We start from the raw sequence: 14,872 nt of genomic DNA on the forward strand, positions 1-14,872 counted from the left end.
ATGGTCTGAAAAACTCATAACTGAGCGTGCTACAGGCACTGGATTTTTCACTGGATGCAATATTGCACTGAGCAGGCATGAATTCATGCTTTTTCGCTCCCCGCTGGGAGCGTTTCTGCCGCATTCGCAGCCCTCGCCCTGTTTTTGGGCGCACTCACCCCTGCGTCGCCATCAACGTATGGCGAAGCATCCACAGGTTTGACAGCGCAAACAGCGTCTTGAGTTGCAGCGTGTTCTTCTTCAATCCCCGGTAGCGCACCTTCTCGTAGCCAACTTGGCGCTTGAGCACTCTGAACGGATGCTCAACCTTGGCACGGATGCCGGCCAAGACCTTCTCCAGCAAGTCAGTCAGGGCATCGATGGGATTGTTTTCCTTGTCCAGCGCTTTGCGCTTACCCGGGCGCAGCGCCACATGCCAAGTGACTCCCTCTTTAGCATCAGCTCGCTTGTGCGAGCCCTGGTAGCCAGCATCACCGTAGACATCGGTTTCTGCGCCATGCAGCAAGCTGTTGCCTTCAGTGACGTCGGCCACATTGCCCGAGGTGCCGCGCACGGTGTGTACCAGCCCTGAGTCAGCATCTACGCCGATGTGTGCCTTCATCCCAAAATACCACTGCTTGCCTTTCTGGCTCGAATGCATCTCAGGGTCGCGCTCCTTGGCTTTGTTCTTGGTGGAGCGGGGTGCGGCGATCAGTGTGGCATCGACTGCCGTGCCGGCCCTGAGCAGCAGGCCGCGCTGCTCGAGCAGGTCATTGACGGTGGCCAGGAGCTGATCGGCCAATTTATGGCGCTCCAGCCGGTGGCGGAAACGCAGGATGGTGCTCTCATCGGGCAGCCGGCCATGGGCGTCAAGCTGGGCAAATTCGCGCAACAAAGGCGTATCGAAGAAGGCCTCTTCCATGGCCGACTCTGACAAGCTGAACCATTGCTGCATGAAATGCAACTCGCAGCATGGTCTCCAGCGCAAAGGGTGGGCGGCCGTTCTTGCCTTCGGGGTAGTACGGGGCGATGAGCTCGACCAGCGCAGTCCAGGGGACCACGCGTTCCATCTGGGCCAGAAACTCCTGCTTGCGGGTTCTTCTGGTGCTCAGGTTCAGATCAAGGCTCGATTACTTCATGGGCAAAGAGGATGCCATGGCAGGCTGACGCCTGCCAGACAACGGAGGAGGTTTTGCAGAGTTTCCTATAGGGTGTTTTACTATTAAAAAAAGAGCTATAAGCGCTTACTGAATAAGCACTTGAGGCACATTTGATGCTGAATTGAGGCGCCACGCCCAAGACCGCGCACAATGGCCACCGTGACCGATATCGCCCCTGAGGTAACCCTGCCGCGCCGCATTGCCCACTTGGACATGGACGCCTTTTTTGCTAGCGTCGAGCTGCTGCGCTACCCGCAGCTCAAAGGCTTGCCGGTGGTGATTGGCGGTGGGCGTCGCCAGGCCGACGACGCGCTGCTGCGCAGCCCCGATGGCCTGGGCTTGCGCGCGCCGCACTGTGTGCCGGTGGCGGCATTTCCGCTGCTGCGCGACTACGTCGGACGCGGTGTCATCACCACCGCCACCTACGAGGCGCGGCAGTTTGGCGTCGGCTCGGCCATGGGCCTGATGAAAGCGGCGCGGCTGTGCCCGCAGGCCATCGTGCTGCCGGTGGATTTTGATGAAGTGCGGCGGTTTTCCCGGCTGTTCAAAAGCACCATCACCGACATTGCCCCCGCCATGCAGGATCGGGGCGTGGACGAGGTCTACATCGACTTCACCGACGTGCCCGGCGGCCAGCGCGAGGGTGGGCGGGTGCTGGCGCGGTTGATCCAGAAAAGTATTTTTGATGCCACCGGCCTGACCTGTTCGATTGGCGTGGCACCGAACCGCCTGCTGGCCAAGATGGCCAGCGAATTCAACAAACCCCATGGTATCTCCATCGTCCAGGCGGCTGACTTGCAAACGCTGATCTGGCCGCTGGGCGTGCGCAAGATCAACGGTATCGGCCCCAAGTCGGGCGAACGGCTGGCGGCATTGGGCGTGCGTACCATTGGCGAGTTGGCGGCGCAGGAGCCGCAATGGCTGATGGCGCGGTTTGGCAAATCCACCGGTGCCTGGATGCACCGCGTCGCCTGGGGCCAGGACGACAGTCCGGTGGTCACGCACAGCGAACCCGTCAGCATGAGCCGCGAAACCACCTTCGAGCGCGACCTGCACGCGGTGCGCGACCGCGCCGAGCTGGGGCGCATCTTCACCGCGCTGTGCCAGCGCGTGGCGCAGGATCTGCAGCACAAGGGCTACGTCGGCCGCACCATTGGTGTCAAGCTGCGTTTTGACGATTTCAAAACTGCCACGCGCGACCACACTGTGTCGTGGCCCACGCAGGACGCCGCCGCCATCCGCCGCGTCGCCGGTCAATGCCTCAAGCGCGTGCCGCTGCAGCAGCCGCTGCGCTTGCTGGGGGTGCGCGTGGGCGCGCTGGTGCGTGTCGTCGACTTGGCGCAGTCGCCTGTGCACGCACCCTCATCCGACCCCTATACGGCAGCGCTTTTTGATTGAGCGGCCTATCACCCGGCGCAGGTGAGGGCATGTGAGAAACAGAAAATTCTTACTTGTTTCTGAATGTAGGATGGGTGTTATCCCCCGTAGAGGGAGTTTTTGAGACAAAAGGATTTTTGATATGCGCGTCAATTTGCCCGTTACGGCCGAGGAGTACGACTACCCGGCCGAGCACATGCTGGTGTCCACCACCGACCCGCAGGGCCGCATCACGCACTGCAATCCGGCATTCATGGATGCCAGCGGTTATTCGTATGACGAACTTATGGGGCAGCCGCACAACCTGATTCGCCATCCCGACATGCCGCCTCAGGCGTACAAGGATTTGTGGGCCACTATTGGCCGTGGACTGCCCTGGACCGGTTTGGTAAAGAATCGGCGCAAGAACGGCGGTTTTTATTGGGTGCGCGCCAACGTCACGCCGATCATGGAAAACGGTAAACCGCGCAGCTACATGTCGGTGCGCACCAAGCCGGCGCGTGCCGAGACGCAGCAGGCCGAGGCACTTTATGCCCTGCTACGCAGCGACCATGCCGCCGGGCGCGTCACCTTGCGCCTGCACCAGGGCCGTGTGATTTACCCCGGCCTACGCGGCGCCCTGCAGCGCTTGGGGCAGGTCTCTGCCACCCAGAGCCTGGGCTTGATGCTGCTGGGCGTGACCGGGGCGGGCGCGCTGCCGCACTTGCTGGGCGTGCAGGGTACGCCGGCCTGGATGGCGTCGCTGGCGCTGCTGCTGGTCGGCAACGCCGGCGTGCTGGCATGGTTTCACCGGCGTATCGTGCGTGGCCTGCGCACAGCCGAGCAATTTGCCAGCGATATTGCCGCCTGCAACCTGAGCACGTCTTTGAACCACGCTCAGTTCACCCCGTCGATGGCGCCCATGGTGCGCAACCTGCAGCAGATCCAGGTCAACTTGCGCGCCGTGGTGGGCGATGTCCGTTCTGAAATTGCCGGTTTCATGCGTGTCGCCGATGAAATCTCGCAGGGCGGCAATGATTTGTATGCCCGCACCCAGGCCCAGGCGAGCAGCCTGGAAGAAACGGCTGCGGCCATGGAAGAGCTGGCCAGCACCGTGCGCCAGACGGCGGCGACAGCCACGCAAGTGTCCGGGGACAGCGAACAAAGTGCCGCCGTGGCGCGCCGGGGTGGCGCAGCGGTGCAGCAAGTGGGCCAGGCCATGCACGACATCGAGCGCTCTTCGCGCCAGGTCGGCGACATTGTGGCGGTGATTGAAGGCATTGCCTTTCAAACCAATCTGCTGGCCCTGAACGCTGCCGTTGAAGCGGCGCGTGCCGGCGAGCAGGGACGAGGCTTTGCCGTGGTAGCGGGCGAAGTGCGCGCTTTGGCGCAGCGCAGTGCCAGCGCCGCACAACAGATCCGTACGCTGATCGGTACATCGGTCGATCAGGTGGCCCAGGGCTCGCAGCAAATGACCGAGGCCGCCCAGACCATTGCCGATGTGGTGGCGTCGGTCTCGCGCGTGAGCCAGCTGGTACGCCAGATCAGCTTGGCCACCGCCGAGCAGTCGATCGGCATTGAACAGGCCAACCAGTCTGTCACCCACATTGAAACCATGACCGAGCAAAACACCGCTCTGGTCGAGCAGACGGCAGCGTCTGCTGAGGGGCTCAAGGGCAACTCCAGTGCGCTGTGGAACTCGGTGCAGGTGTTTCGCATGATGTGACGTAAAACTAACACCTTGGGATATGTCGTGATGTTTTTACTGAAACACAACGAAACTTTTCTACACTTCCAGACCAGTCCCAAGGAGTTTTGCATGCGAACCAATCTGCCCGTGACGGGCAATGAGTACGATTTTCCCGGCGAAGAATTGTTGATGTCCACTACCGACCATAAAGGGGTCATGGTGCATTGCAATGCAGCGTTTGCCCGTGTGAGCGGTTACACAATGGAAGAGCTGATGGGCCAGCCCCACAGCATGGTGCGCCACCCCGACATGCCGCCAGAAGCGTTCAAGGACTTGTGGTCCACCATTGGTCACGGCCGCAGCTGGATCGGTTTTGTCAAAAATCGGCGCAAAAACGGTGATTTTTATTGGGTGCGTGCCCATGTCACGCCCATTATGGAAAACGGCAAGCCCAGGGGCTATATGTCGGTACGCGCCAAACCTTCGCGCGACGAGGTGCGCGGAGCCGAGGCGCTGTACGAGCGCATTAAGCGCCAGCGTGAATCGGGCAAAGCGCGTTTTCATTTGCACGCTGGCCGTGTGCGCCACACCGGTGCACGCAACCAGGTTGAGCGCCTGCAGCGCGCCTCGTTCACGCAGCGCTTATTGGTCATGATGCTGCCGCTGTGGGCGGCGGCACTGCTACCCCAGGCCATGGGCTGGGGTGGAAGTGCTGGCCCTGCAAGCGCTGGCGGTGGTGTTGTTATCGTGGCTCATGCTGTGGCGCTTTCATCGGCGCATTACCCAGGGACTGGACGATGTCAATCGCTTAGCGACCAGCATTGCTGGCTGCTCGGTAGCGCACAACGATGATTTTGAAAAACCTGTCTCCGGGCGCCACCCGCTGGCCATGCTGATGGAGCGCCTACAGCAAATCCAAATCAATACGCGCGCTGTGGTCGGTGATGCACGCGCTGAGATTGGCAGTTTTGGCGTTATCTCCACTGAAATCGCCCATGGCGCGCAAGACCTGTCCGAGCGCACCGAATCCCAGGCCAGCAGTCTGCAGGAAACCGCCGCCTCAATGGAGGAACTGTCCAGTACGGTGCGCCAGTCGGTCGATACCGTGAAGCAGGTGCTGCAGCAGAGCGCGCACAGCGCCGAACTGGCGCGGCGTGGCGGTCAGGCGGTGGCCGATATCAGCGCCGTCATGCAGTCGATTGAGCAGTCTTCGCGCAAGATGGGGCAGATCATCGCCACCATCGAGGGCATTGCCTTTCAGACCAATATCCTGGCGCTCAACGCTGCCGTCGAAGCGGCACGCGCCGGCGAGCAGGGTCGGGGCTTTGCCGTGGTGGCGGGTGAAGTGCGTGCGCTGGCGCAGCGCAGTGCGGCGGCGGCCGGTGAGATCCGTGGCTTGATCGGTGAGTCCAGTGCGCATATTCAGCGCGGCGCCGGGCAAATGCAGGCGGCGGGCCAGACCATTGACGAGGTGGTGCAGTCGGTGGCGCAGGTGAATCAGCTGATGGACCACATCAGCACGGCAACCCACGAGCAGTCGATTGGCATTGCGCAAGTCAATGAGGCCGTGGCCGATCTGGACCGGGTGACGCAGCAAAACGCCGCGCTGGTCGAGGAATCGGCCGCGTCGGCCATCTCAATGAGTGCCAACGCCGGGGTGCTGGGGCGCACGCTGGCGGTGTTTCGGCTCTCGCCCGGCGCTGCGGGCGTTTGAACCAGAGAAAATCTACTGCCGCGCTGTGCGCGTATGCGCTGGCAGCGCCTGCGGGTGGCTGGTGCGCCAGGGGTTGATGTCCAGGCCGCCCCGGCGCGTGTAACGTGCGTAGACCTCCAGCTTGATCGGCTTGCAGCGCGTCCACAGGTCCATGAAGATGCGTTCGACGCATTGCTCATGGAATTCGTTGTGGTTGCGAAAACTCACCAGGTATTGCAGCAGGCGCTCTTGGTCGATCTGCGGGCCGCTGTAGGCAATGCGCACGCTGGCCCAGTCGGGCTGGCCGGTGACCAGGCAGTTGCTTTTCAGCAGGTGGCTGACCAGTACCTCGCTGACCGGTGCTTCGTTGGTCTGCGCGGTCAGCAGCTCGGGCGCCGGGAGGTAGTGCGTGCATTCAATGTCCAGCCGGTCCAGGCTCAGGCCGTCGAGCTCATGCACTGGCTGGCGGTCAAACATTTCCGGCAGCAACAATTTCACACCCACGCTGCCGGCCACCGGCGCACCGCGCCACACGGTCTGGCTGAGGTCGCTGCGGATGCGCGCCTGCACTTCGGCGGCATCGGCAAAACGCGTCTGGTTGAAGCTGTTGAGGTACAGCTTGAACGACTTGCTCTCGACGATGTGGGGCGTTTCGCACGGCACCGTGATGTGTGCCAGCGCCACCTGCGGTTTGCCGCGCAGGTTCAGCCACGACAGCTCAAACGCCGTCCACAGGTCGGCGCCAAAAAAAGGTGCGGCCCCGGTGATACCGATCTCGGCGCGTTTACCAGCGCGGGGGAGCGCAAACAGCAGCGTAGCGTCGTACTGGTGGGCGTAGGCGGCAGCCTTGCCCAGCGGGGATTGTTCGGGCGTGGAGCTTGTCATGGCGCAGAGGGGCAGAGTGGCAGAGTGGGGTAATTTGCTATTAAAAAAATAGCTATTAGCGCAATACCAGAATGCGCTAGAGGCTATTTAGATGCTTATTTTAGGAGTTCTCCCAATCATCGTCCCTGAATGAGGTTTTGGGCATGGCCGCTGTCGAGCTGGAACACGGCCACGGTTTGCACCAGGTCTTGTGCCTGGGTTTGCAGGCTGCTGGCGGCTGCGGCCATTTCTTCCACCAGAGCGGCGTTTTGCTGCGTCACCTGGTCCATCTGCACGATGGCTTCGCCCACTTGGCCGACGCCGGCGCTTTGCTCGGCGCTGGCAGCACTGATCGCACTCATCAGGTCGGCCACCTGCTGGATCGACTGGACCACCTCGGTCATGGTGTGGCCGGCCTGATCGACTTGTGCAGTGCCGGCCTCGACGCGGTTGACGCTGGTGTCGATCAAGGAGCGAATTTCTTTGGCGGCATTGGCTGAGCGCCCGGCCAGGCTGCGCACCTCGCTGGCGACGACGGCAAAACCGCGCCCTTGTTCGCCTGCACGGGCGGCTTCGACGGCGGCGTTGAGCGCCAGGATGTTGGTTTGGAAGGCAATCGAGTCAATGACGCCGATGATGTCGGCGATCTTGTGCGAGCTGTCGTTGATGTCCTTCATGGTGTCAATCACCCGCGCCACGGCTGCGCCGCCCTGGGCCGCAACGCTGGAGGCGCTGCGTGCCAGCTGCGTGGCGTGGCGGGCGTTGTCGGCGTTTTGCGTCACGGTGGAGTTGAGCTGCTCCATCGAGGCGGCGGTCTGCTCCAGTGCGCTGGCCTGGCTTTCGGTGCGCCCCGACAGGTCGTGGTTGCCTTGCGCGATTTGCGCGCTGGCGGTGGCTACGCCTTCGGCGCCCTGGCGCACGCTGGCGACGACGCTGGCCAGGCTGCCCTGCATCTGCTGTAGTTGTGCCATCAGGCTGGTGCTGTCGTTGGCGCGCAGCTGGATGGGCTGGCTCAGGTTGCCCTGCGCCACGCGCGCCGCCATGGCGGCGGCATCGTCGGGCTCGCCGCCGATAGGGCGCAGCACCAGGCGGTTGAGCGCCCAGGCCAGGCCCAGCGACACCAGCAAGGTGCTTATCAAACCCAGGCCGATGGAGGACAGGCGCAGTTGTCGCACTTCCGCCAGGATGGTGTCGTTGGGCACCGTGGCAGCGAATGACCAGGGGGTTTTACTGGCGCCGATCTGGATCGGCACATAAATGCGCGTGACATCGGTTTGCAGGCGCTCGCTGAACAAATGGATTTCAATGCTGCGCCCTTGCGCGATGGCCGCGCGTGCCAGGTCCAGACTCTCGCCCCGGCCCATGTCTTGGCCGACGTTGTGTGGATCGTGGTCGCCAACCACCACCCCTTTGTTCGACAACAGGCTGGCAAAGCCGGTGTCATAGATGCGGATCGGCTCGACCGCCTGTTGCAGACTGGACAGGGCCAGGTCGATGCCGGCCACGCCGACAAAGCGGCCATCGATCTGGATCGGCACCACCAGGCTGGTCATCAGTACGGATTGGCCGGCCAGTGGGTAGAGGTAGGGCTCCAGCACCGTCTCTTGTCCGCTGGCCTTGGCCAGTTGGTAGAAGTCGCCGGCGCCGGGTTTGTCGTAATCGACCAGGGGCTCGACGTGCGAGGTGGCGCTGGCGTTACCGCGGTTCCAGTAGGGCACGTAGCGGCCGCTGGCGTCATGTCCGGGCTGGCCAGCGTGGGCACTGTCCTGACCGTCAAAAGCGTCCGGCTCCCAACCCGTCCAGACGCCCAGAAAGGCCGGATTGCCGCTCAGTACGCCCTTGAGCAGCGCATCGGCGCTGGCGCGATTGGCCAAGCCTGAGCTTTTCAGGCTGGACAGCCCCTGCGCCAGGGTGCGTGCTGCGTCCAGCGCCTGTTCCAAGTTGCGCGTGACTTTGTTGCCCTCACTGGTGGCCAGCTGGGTGGTGTATTGCAGTGCCGTGCGGTGTTGTAGCGCACTTGTCTGGCGCGACAGCAAGGTCAGGGTGATGGCAAAGCCAAATAGCACGATGCCGGTGACCAGCAGCTGTAATCGGAGACGTAAAGACATTTTTTTGTCGCGGGTCATGAGAGTGTCCTTCTCAAAAAGGGAAAAATTCCAGATGCAGGCGGGTTGCTGCGGTCAGGGGTCAGGCCGTGCGGCGCCGAAACAGTAGCCGTTCGGGCTTGGACGCGCTGGCGTCAAAGGCATAGCCCTCGGCGTTGAAGCTTTCCAGCTGCTGCGGCGCCGTGGCGCGCTGGACAATGCAGTAACGCGCCATCAGGCCCCGCGCGCGTTTGGCGTGGACGCTGATGATCTTGTAGGCGCCGCTGTGGTAGTCCTCAAACACGCACTCAACCACGCGCGCCTGCAGCACTTGGCGGTGGATGGCCTTGAAGTACTCCTGCGACGCCAGGTTCAGCACCACCGGTACCGTCCCGGCGTGTATCGGCGCATGGAGTTGGGCGTTGAGGTACTCGGCAATCTGCGTGCCCCAGAACTGGTACAGGTTCTGTCCCTGGGGGGTAGCCAGGCGTGTACCCATTTCCAGCCGGTAAGGCCGCATTGCATCGAGCGGACGCAGCACGCCATACAGGCCGCTCAGGATGGCCAGGTGTTGCTGCGCCCAGTCCAGGTCGGCGCGGCTCAGGCTGCGTGCCTGCAGGCCTTCGTAAACGGCGCCGTTGAACGCCAGCAGGGCTGGGCGTGCCGCGGCGCCGTGGTCGTCGAGTGTCCACGTCTGGTAGCGCGCTACGTTCAGCGCTGCCAGCGGGTCGCTGATTTTCATCAGCATTGCCAGTTCTTGCGGCGATTTTTGCTGCAGCAGCGCGATCAGCGTGCTGGCCTGGGGGAGGAACTGTGCCCCGGTGTGCGGCAGATCGGCGGCAACCGGGGTGTCGTAGTCCAGAGATTTGGCGGGGGACAACAAAATCAGCATGAGCGCGACACAGGTAGAAAAGCAGCCATACAGAGCAGGCACTGACAACAATATATTCAAAAAAGTGAGCTATAAGCGCTTGCCGCGATTGGTTTTCAAGTTGTTTTAAGCTTGAGAATCAATTAATAAGGGCGCTATAAGCTATTTATTTAGTATAGATGTAAGGATTGTTGCGCCACCGTTTCTGGCCGACGGTCTGCTGGCCGAAGTAGGGCATGGTAAAAAAAAGCGCCGACCCGCTGCTAGAGCGGGTCGGCGCAGAGGCTACTATCGCGTCTTTACGCGGCTGGCGGCTGATCAAAGGGCAGGTGCAGTTCGCTCAGGTCACGGCGTGTTTCCACCAGCACCAGCGGGCCGTCGTCCAGCGCTACAGCCGGCTGGCGTTCGCGCGGTATGTGGATGGGGCGCGGCTCAGCGGCAATGGCGGCTTGCACGGCCGCAATTTTTTCAGCGTCCGAGGCGACCCATTGCAGTCCGACGTTCTGCGCGACCTGGTGCATTTGCTCTTCAGGCAGGACAAACGTCTGCACGCGCGGCATGCCGCTGGCGGCAGGCGCAGGTGCTGCTGTCACTCCAGGCGCTGGCTTGGGTGCTGGGGTTGGCATGGGGGCTGGCACTGGCGCAACCACTGGTGTCACCGTTGCCACAGAAGCGACAGGGGCCGGCGTGGGCGCAACAGGTATTGCCGCCTCCACAGGCGCTACAGGCGCTACAGAGACTGCCGCCGCCCTTTCGACGGCAACGGTTTGCGGGGCCGGGGCGGCTGTGCCAGTCGCCGCCGGTGTCGGTGCCGGGGCAAAGTAGCTGCGGCGGACCGGTTCTTGCTGCTCTGGCGACTCTGGGGCTGCCATGGATGCGTGCTGCGCAGGAGCTGCGCTGTCGGCATCCACAGGGAGGTCCTGCAGGGCTGCCGTGGGGGCGTCCTGGCGTTGCGAGCCTCGGCCAGCGCGTTCACCGCGTTCACCCCGGTCGCGGCCATAGCGGTCACGCGAGCGGCGCTTGGTTTCGCCGTCAGCAGGCGTTGGCGCAGGAGTCTGCTCGTTGCCGGAGAGGTCCAGGTCGGGCAGGGCGGTCAGCGGGGCGGTATCGACAAAATCGCCCGCTTGCGTCTGTACCTGGCTTTGCTCAGTCGCAGCGCGGGGTGCGCGCTCACGACCATCGCCACGCGGTTCGCGCTCACGGCGGGCATTGCCGTTGGCGTTGCCTTCGCTGCGGTCATTGCGGTCATTGCGTTCGCGGCGTGGTCCGCGCTCGTTGCGCGTTTCCTGCGCAGCGGTATCGGAGGACGGCAGGGATACATCGTGCTGGACGACGTGGTTGCCCTGCTGTTCGTCCTGTGCCGGGCGTGCGTCGTTGTCGCGCGGTGCACGGCCTCGGCCCTCACGGATTTCACGACCTTCACGCAGGTCGGGACGCTCCGCATCGCGCGGTGCACGGGGTTCCATCGCGCGGCCTTCGGAGCGGGTATCGGAGCGGCCTTCGGCGCTGCGATCAGGGCGCTCGTTACGGCGGCCCCGGTTGTCAGCCGGGGGATTGCCCGCGCTGTTGCCATTGCCGTTGCCATCGCGTGGTGCGGCATCGCGGTGGCCATCGCGGCCATTGCTGCGGGGGCGACCACGACCAGCTTCGCTGCCGCGTCCATCACGGCCATCACGGCCATCACGGCGTGGTTCGCGCTGCTGCACGGGTGCGGGTGTGGGAGCTGGGGCCGGTGGCGGCACCGGGGCTGCCATCGGTGTCGGTGCGCCGCCAAAGCCGAGCAGGCCTTTCAGCCAGGCAAAGAAACCCTGTTCTTGCGGTGCTGGGGCTGTCTGCGCTGGAATGGGCCGTGGTGTTGCCGCTGCTGGTGCGGGTTGCACTGCGGGGGCCGGCTGCGCGGCTGTGTGGCGCGGCTGGCGTACCTGGCCTTCAGCGCGGGGTGCCGCTTGCGGCGCTGGAGCGTCGGGCAGCACCCCCTTGATGATGGGGACCTGCTTGTTGGTTGGCTCTTGCGAGCGGCGCGTCACGGCGGTCGGGTCTTCGATCTCTTCGGCCAGCTTGTAGCTGGGCTCGATGCCTTCCAAGCGCGGGTCGTCGTGCTTCAGGCGCTCCAGCTTGTAGTTCGGCGTTTCGAGTGCTTTGTTCGGCACCATCAGCACGTTGACGCGCTGTTTCAGCTCGATCTTGGCGATTTCGGTGCGCTTTTCGTTCAGCAGGAAGCTGGCCACTTCTACCGGCACTTGGCAGTGCACGGCGGCGGTGTTGTCCTTCATCGACTCCTCTTGGATGATGCGCAGGATTTGCAGCGCCGACGATTCGGTGTCGCGGATATGGCCGGAGCCGCCGCAGCGTGGGCATGGAATCGACGAGCCTTCGCTCAGTGCCGGCTTCAAGCGCTGGCGGCTCATTTCCATCAGGCCAAATTTGCTGATGGTGCCGAACTGCACGCGTGCACGGTCTTGGCGCAGTGCGTCGCGCAGGCGGTTTTCGACCTCGCGGCGGTTCTTGCTCTCGTCCATATCGATGAAGTCGATGACGATCAAACCGCCCAGGTCGCGCAGGCGCATCTGGCGCGCCACTTCGTCAGCGGCTTCCAAGTTGGTGCGGGTGGCAGTCTCTTCGATGTCGCCGCCCTTGATGGCGCGGGCCGAGTTGACGTCCACGCTGACCAGCGCTTCGGTGTGGTCAATCACGATGGCGCCGCCGGAGGGCAGTTGTACCGTGCGGGCGTAGGCCGATTCGATCTGGTGCTCGATCTGGAAGCGCGAGAACAGCGCGGCGTCGTCGCGGTAACGCTTCACGCGGGCGGCATGCTCGGGCATGACATGCGCCATGAACTGCTGCGCCTGCTCGTAGATGTCGTCGGTATCGATGAGGATGTCACCGATGTCGTTGTTGAAGTAATCGCGGATGGCGCGGATTACCAGACTGGATTCCTGGTAAATCAGGAACGCGCCCTTGCCGCCCTTGGCCGCGCCGTCAATGGCGCCCCAAAGTTTCAGCAGGTAGTTCAGGTCCCACTGCAGCTCGGGCGCGCTGCGGCCAATGCCGGCGGTGCGCGCAATGATGGACATGCCGTTGGGGTATTCCAACTGGTCCATGTTCTCTTTGAGCTCGGCGCGGTCTTCGCCCTCGATGCGGCGCGACACACCGCCGCCGCGTGGGTTGTTGGGCATCAGCACGACATAGCGGCCGGCCAGCGAGATGAAGGTGGTCAGGGCCGCGCCCTTGTTGCCGCGTTCTTCTTTTTCGACCTGGATCAGCAGCTCCTGGCCTTCGCGGATCACGTCATTGATGCGCGCTTGGCTGGGTGCTACACCAGGGGCAAAGTACTGCCTGGAGATTTCCTTGAATGGCAAAAAGCCGTGGCGGTCTTCGCCGTAATCGACAAAACAGGCTTCCAGCGACGGCTCAACGCGCGTGACGACGGCCTTGTAGATGTTGCCTTTGCGCTGCTCGCGCCCTTCGATTTCGATTTCGTAGTCGAGCAGTTTTTGTCCATCGACGATGGCCAGACGGCGTTCTTCAGGCTGGGTGGCGTTGATCAGCATCCGCTTCATGATGCGTTTCCTTTAAATTGTGCAGGGTCGGCAGCGCGCAGCGCTCTGGCTGCAAGGCTGGGGACCGTGATTCCAAACAAACAACAGGCTCGCTAGGAGCCAACAATGCCTGGACTGACGCTTTGAAACGAAGGGAATTGCCGGGTATGCCAAGTGCCGCAGGGCTTTAACTCTGCGGGGGTGGCAAGGGCGCGTGGAGGGGGGCGAGCCTGGGAGAGTGCCTTCTTGCTACTGGATAAATAGCTGATGGCGCAGGCGTGGAGGGCGTCAGAGTCAAATGCATAGTCCATTGGAGCAGCGCAGATCGCTGCCACAAAGGCTGAACCATCATCATGAGCATCCACATATTCGCTTTGGTCCGCCGGCAGTCGTGGCCCGGAGTGGGCGGACTGCCAGCTAGGGTATTCCGTATCAGTGTTTCAATGTGTCAGCTTGGCGTGCGGCATACAGGCCATGACAGGCAACCGGCCTGTTATCTGCGTGTACGACACCCGCTGGCATCGACCGGCCTGCGCTGGGCGAAGGGCTGTGTGGACTAAACTCCAGACAAATCAACCACTTACAAAACGCTGCGCAGGTGAAACATATTATAGAGGCCAAAGCGCCATATCCCCGGGCTGCCGTCCCGGCTGTCCCCTCGACTGCCATGGCTCCTCCCACTGCCCGCATGGTCGAGGTGGATGCTGAATCGGACGGCCAGCGGCTGGACAATTTTCTGATTCGCCAGCTCAAGGGCGTGCCCAAAACCCACGTCTACCGCATCATCCGTAGCGGCGAGGTGCGCGTCAACAAAGGCCGTGCCAGCGCCGATACGCGTGTACACAGCGGCGATCTGATTCGCCTGCCGCCGGTGCGTGTCTCGGAAAAGATGGCTGAAAAAGCCGAACGCCCGGCGCCAGCGCGCGAATTTCCGCTGCTGCTCGAAGACGAGCACCTGATCGCCATCGACAAACCCGCCGGCGTGGCGGTGCATGGCGGCAGCGGTGTCAGCTTTGGCGTCATCGAGCAATTGCGCCAAGCGCGACCGCAGGCGAAATTTTTAGAACTGGTGCACCGGCTCGATCGCGATACCTCGGGGCTGCTACTGGTCGCCAAAAAACGCTCGGCGCTGACGCACCTGCAAGACCAGTTCCGTGAGCGTGAAACCGGCAAAACTTATCTGGCGCTGGTCAGTGGCACTTGGCCGGCCAAGCTCAAGGTGATTGACACGCCGCTGCACAAGTTTCTGCAAGCCGATGGCGAGCGCCGTGTGCGGGTCACCACGCCGGAGGACCCCGAGGGGATGCGCTCTATCACCTTGGTCAAGGTGCGCCACACGCTGCCGGCGCGTCCGCTGCAGGGCTTGCCAGCAATGAGCTTGCTGGAAGTGACCATCAAAACCGGGCGCACGCACCAGATCCGCGTCCACCTGTCCAGCAGCGGTCACCCGATTGCCGGCGACGATAAATATGGCGACTTTGAGCTGAACAAGCGCCTGTATAAATTCGGCTTCAAACGCATGTTCCTGCACGCTTGGCGCCTGCAATTTACCCACCCCGCTACCGGACGGCGCACTGAATTGAATGCCGAGCTGCCGCCCGAGCTGGCCGACTTTATTGTCACTGTATGACGATTT

General features: G+C 62.7%; 8 protein-coding genes and 1 pseudogene. 4 read left to right on the plus strand and 5 right to left on the minus strand.

The genetic code is table 11. From position 1 onward, the window contains the following. Positions 1-154: 154 nt before the first annotated feature. Positions 155-1,097, minus strand: a protein-coding gene (locus Q390_RS17945; RefSeq protein WP_156949847.1) for an IS5 family transposase whose coding sequence is annotated in 2 segments (ribosomal slippage) — positions 155-940 and positions 942-1,097 — 942 coding nt in all. Because the reading frame shifts where the segments join, the coding sequence is not laid out codon by codon here. Between the two features lie 192 nt (positions 1,098-1,289). On the opposite strand from Q390_RS17945, the gene Q390_RS17950 reads away from it, so the two are divergent. The 3 genes and pseudogenes from Q390_RS17950 to Q390_RS17955 all read left to right on the plus strand — a co-directional run bounded on the left by Q390_RS17950 (position 1,290) and on the right by Q390_RS17955 (position 5,899). After that, the gene (locus Q390_RS17950; protein WP_051603123.1) at positions 1,290-2,537 is read left to right on the plus strand and encodes a Y-family DNA polymerase; all 1,248 of its coding nucleotides are present in this window, start codon (positions 1,290-1,292) and stop codon (positions 2,535-2,537) included. 121 nt (positions 2,538-2,658) lie between these two features. Next, entirely contained in the window at positions 2,659-4,221 is a 1,563-nt protein-coding gene (locus Q390_RS0107700) for a methyl-accepting chemotaxis protein (protein ID WP_027995532.1), read from the plus strand. 93 nt (positions 4,222-4,314) lie between these two features. Further along, positions 4,315-5,899, plus strand: a pseudogene (locus Q390_RS17955) (methyl-accepting chemotaxis protein). A 12-nt stretch (positions 5,900-5,911) separates the two neighbouring features. On the opposite strand, the gene queF reads toward Q390_RS17955, so the two are convergent. From queF to Q390_RS0107725, 4 genes are all read right to left on the minus strand, one after another. Beyond that, the gene (queF, locus tag Q390_RS0107710; protein WP_027995533.1) at positions 5,912-6,763 is read right to left on the minus strand and encodes an NADPH-dependent 7-cyano-7-deazaguanine reductase QueF; all 852 of its coding nucleotides are present in this window, start codon (positions 6,761-6,763) and stop codon (positions 5,912-5,914) included. 116 nt (positions 6,764-6,879) lie between these two features. Beyond that, the gene (locus Q390_RS20505) at positions 6,880-8,868 is read right to left on the minus strand and encodes a methyl-accepting chemotaxis protein (RefSeq protein WP_027995534.1); all 1,989 of its coding nucleotides are present in this window, start codon (positions 8,866-8,868) and stop codon (positions 6,880-6,882) included. A gap of 61 nt (positions 8,869-8,929) precedes the next feature. Continuing rightward, positions 8,930-9,718 (minus strand): peroxide stress protein YaaA, encoded by a 789-nt coding sequence (gene yaaA, locus Q390_RS0107720; RefSeq protein WP_027995535.1) that lies wholly within the window; start codon positions 9,716-9,718, stop codon positions 8,930-8,932. Positions 9,719-9,996: 278 nt separating this feature from the next. After that, positions 9,997-13,257, minus strand: coding sequence for an Rne/Rng family ribonuclease (locus Q390_RS0107725; RefSeq protein ID WP_027995536.1), 3,261 nt, complete (start codon positions 13,255-13,257; stop codon positions 9,997-9,999). Between the two features lie 577 nt (positions 13,258-13,834). On the opposite strand from Q390_RS0107725, the gene Q390_RS17960 reads away from it, so the two are divergent. After that, positions 13,835-14,866 carry an RluA family pseudouridine synthase gene (locus Q390_RS17960; protein ID WP_425423941.1) on the plus strand — a complete coding sequence of 344 codons (1,032 nt, stop codon included), beginning with the start codon at positions 13,835-13,837 and terminating at the stop codon, positions 14,864-14,866. Positions 14,867-14,872 lie beyond the last annotated feature (6 nt).

The organism is Simplicispira psychrophila DSM 11588 (assembly GCF_000688255.1).
Taxonomy (GTDB): Bacteria; Pseudomonadota; Gammaproteobacteria; order Burkholderiales; family Burkholderiaceae_C; genus Simplicispira; species Simplicispira psychrophila.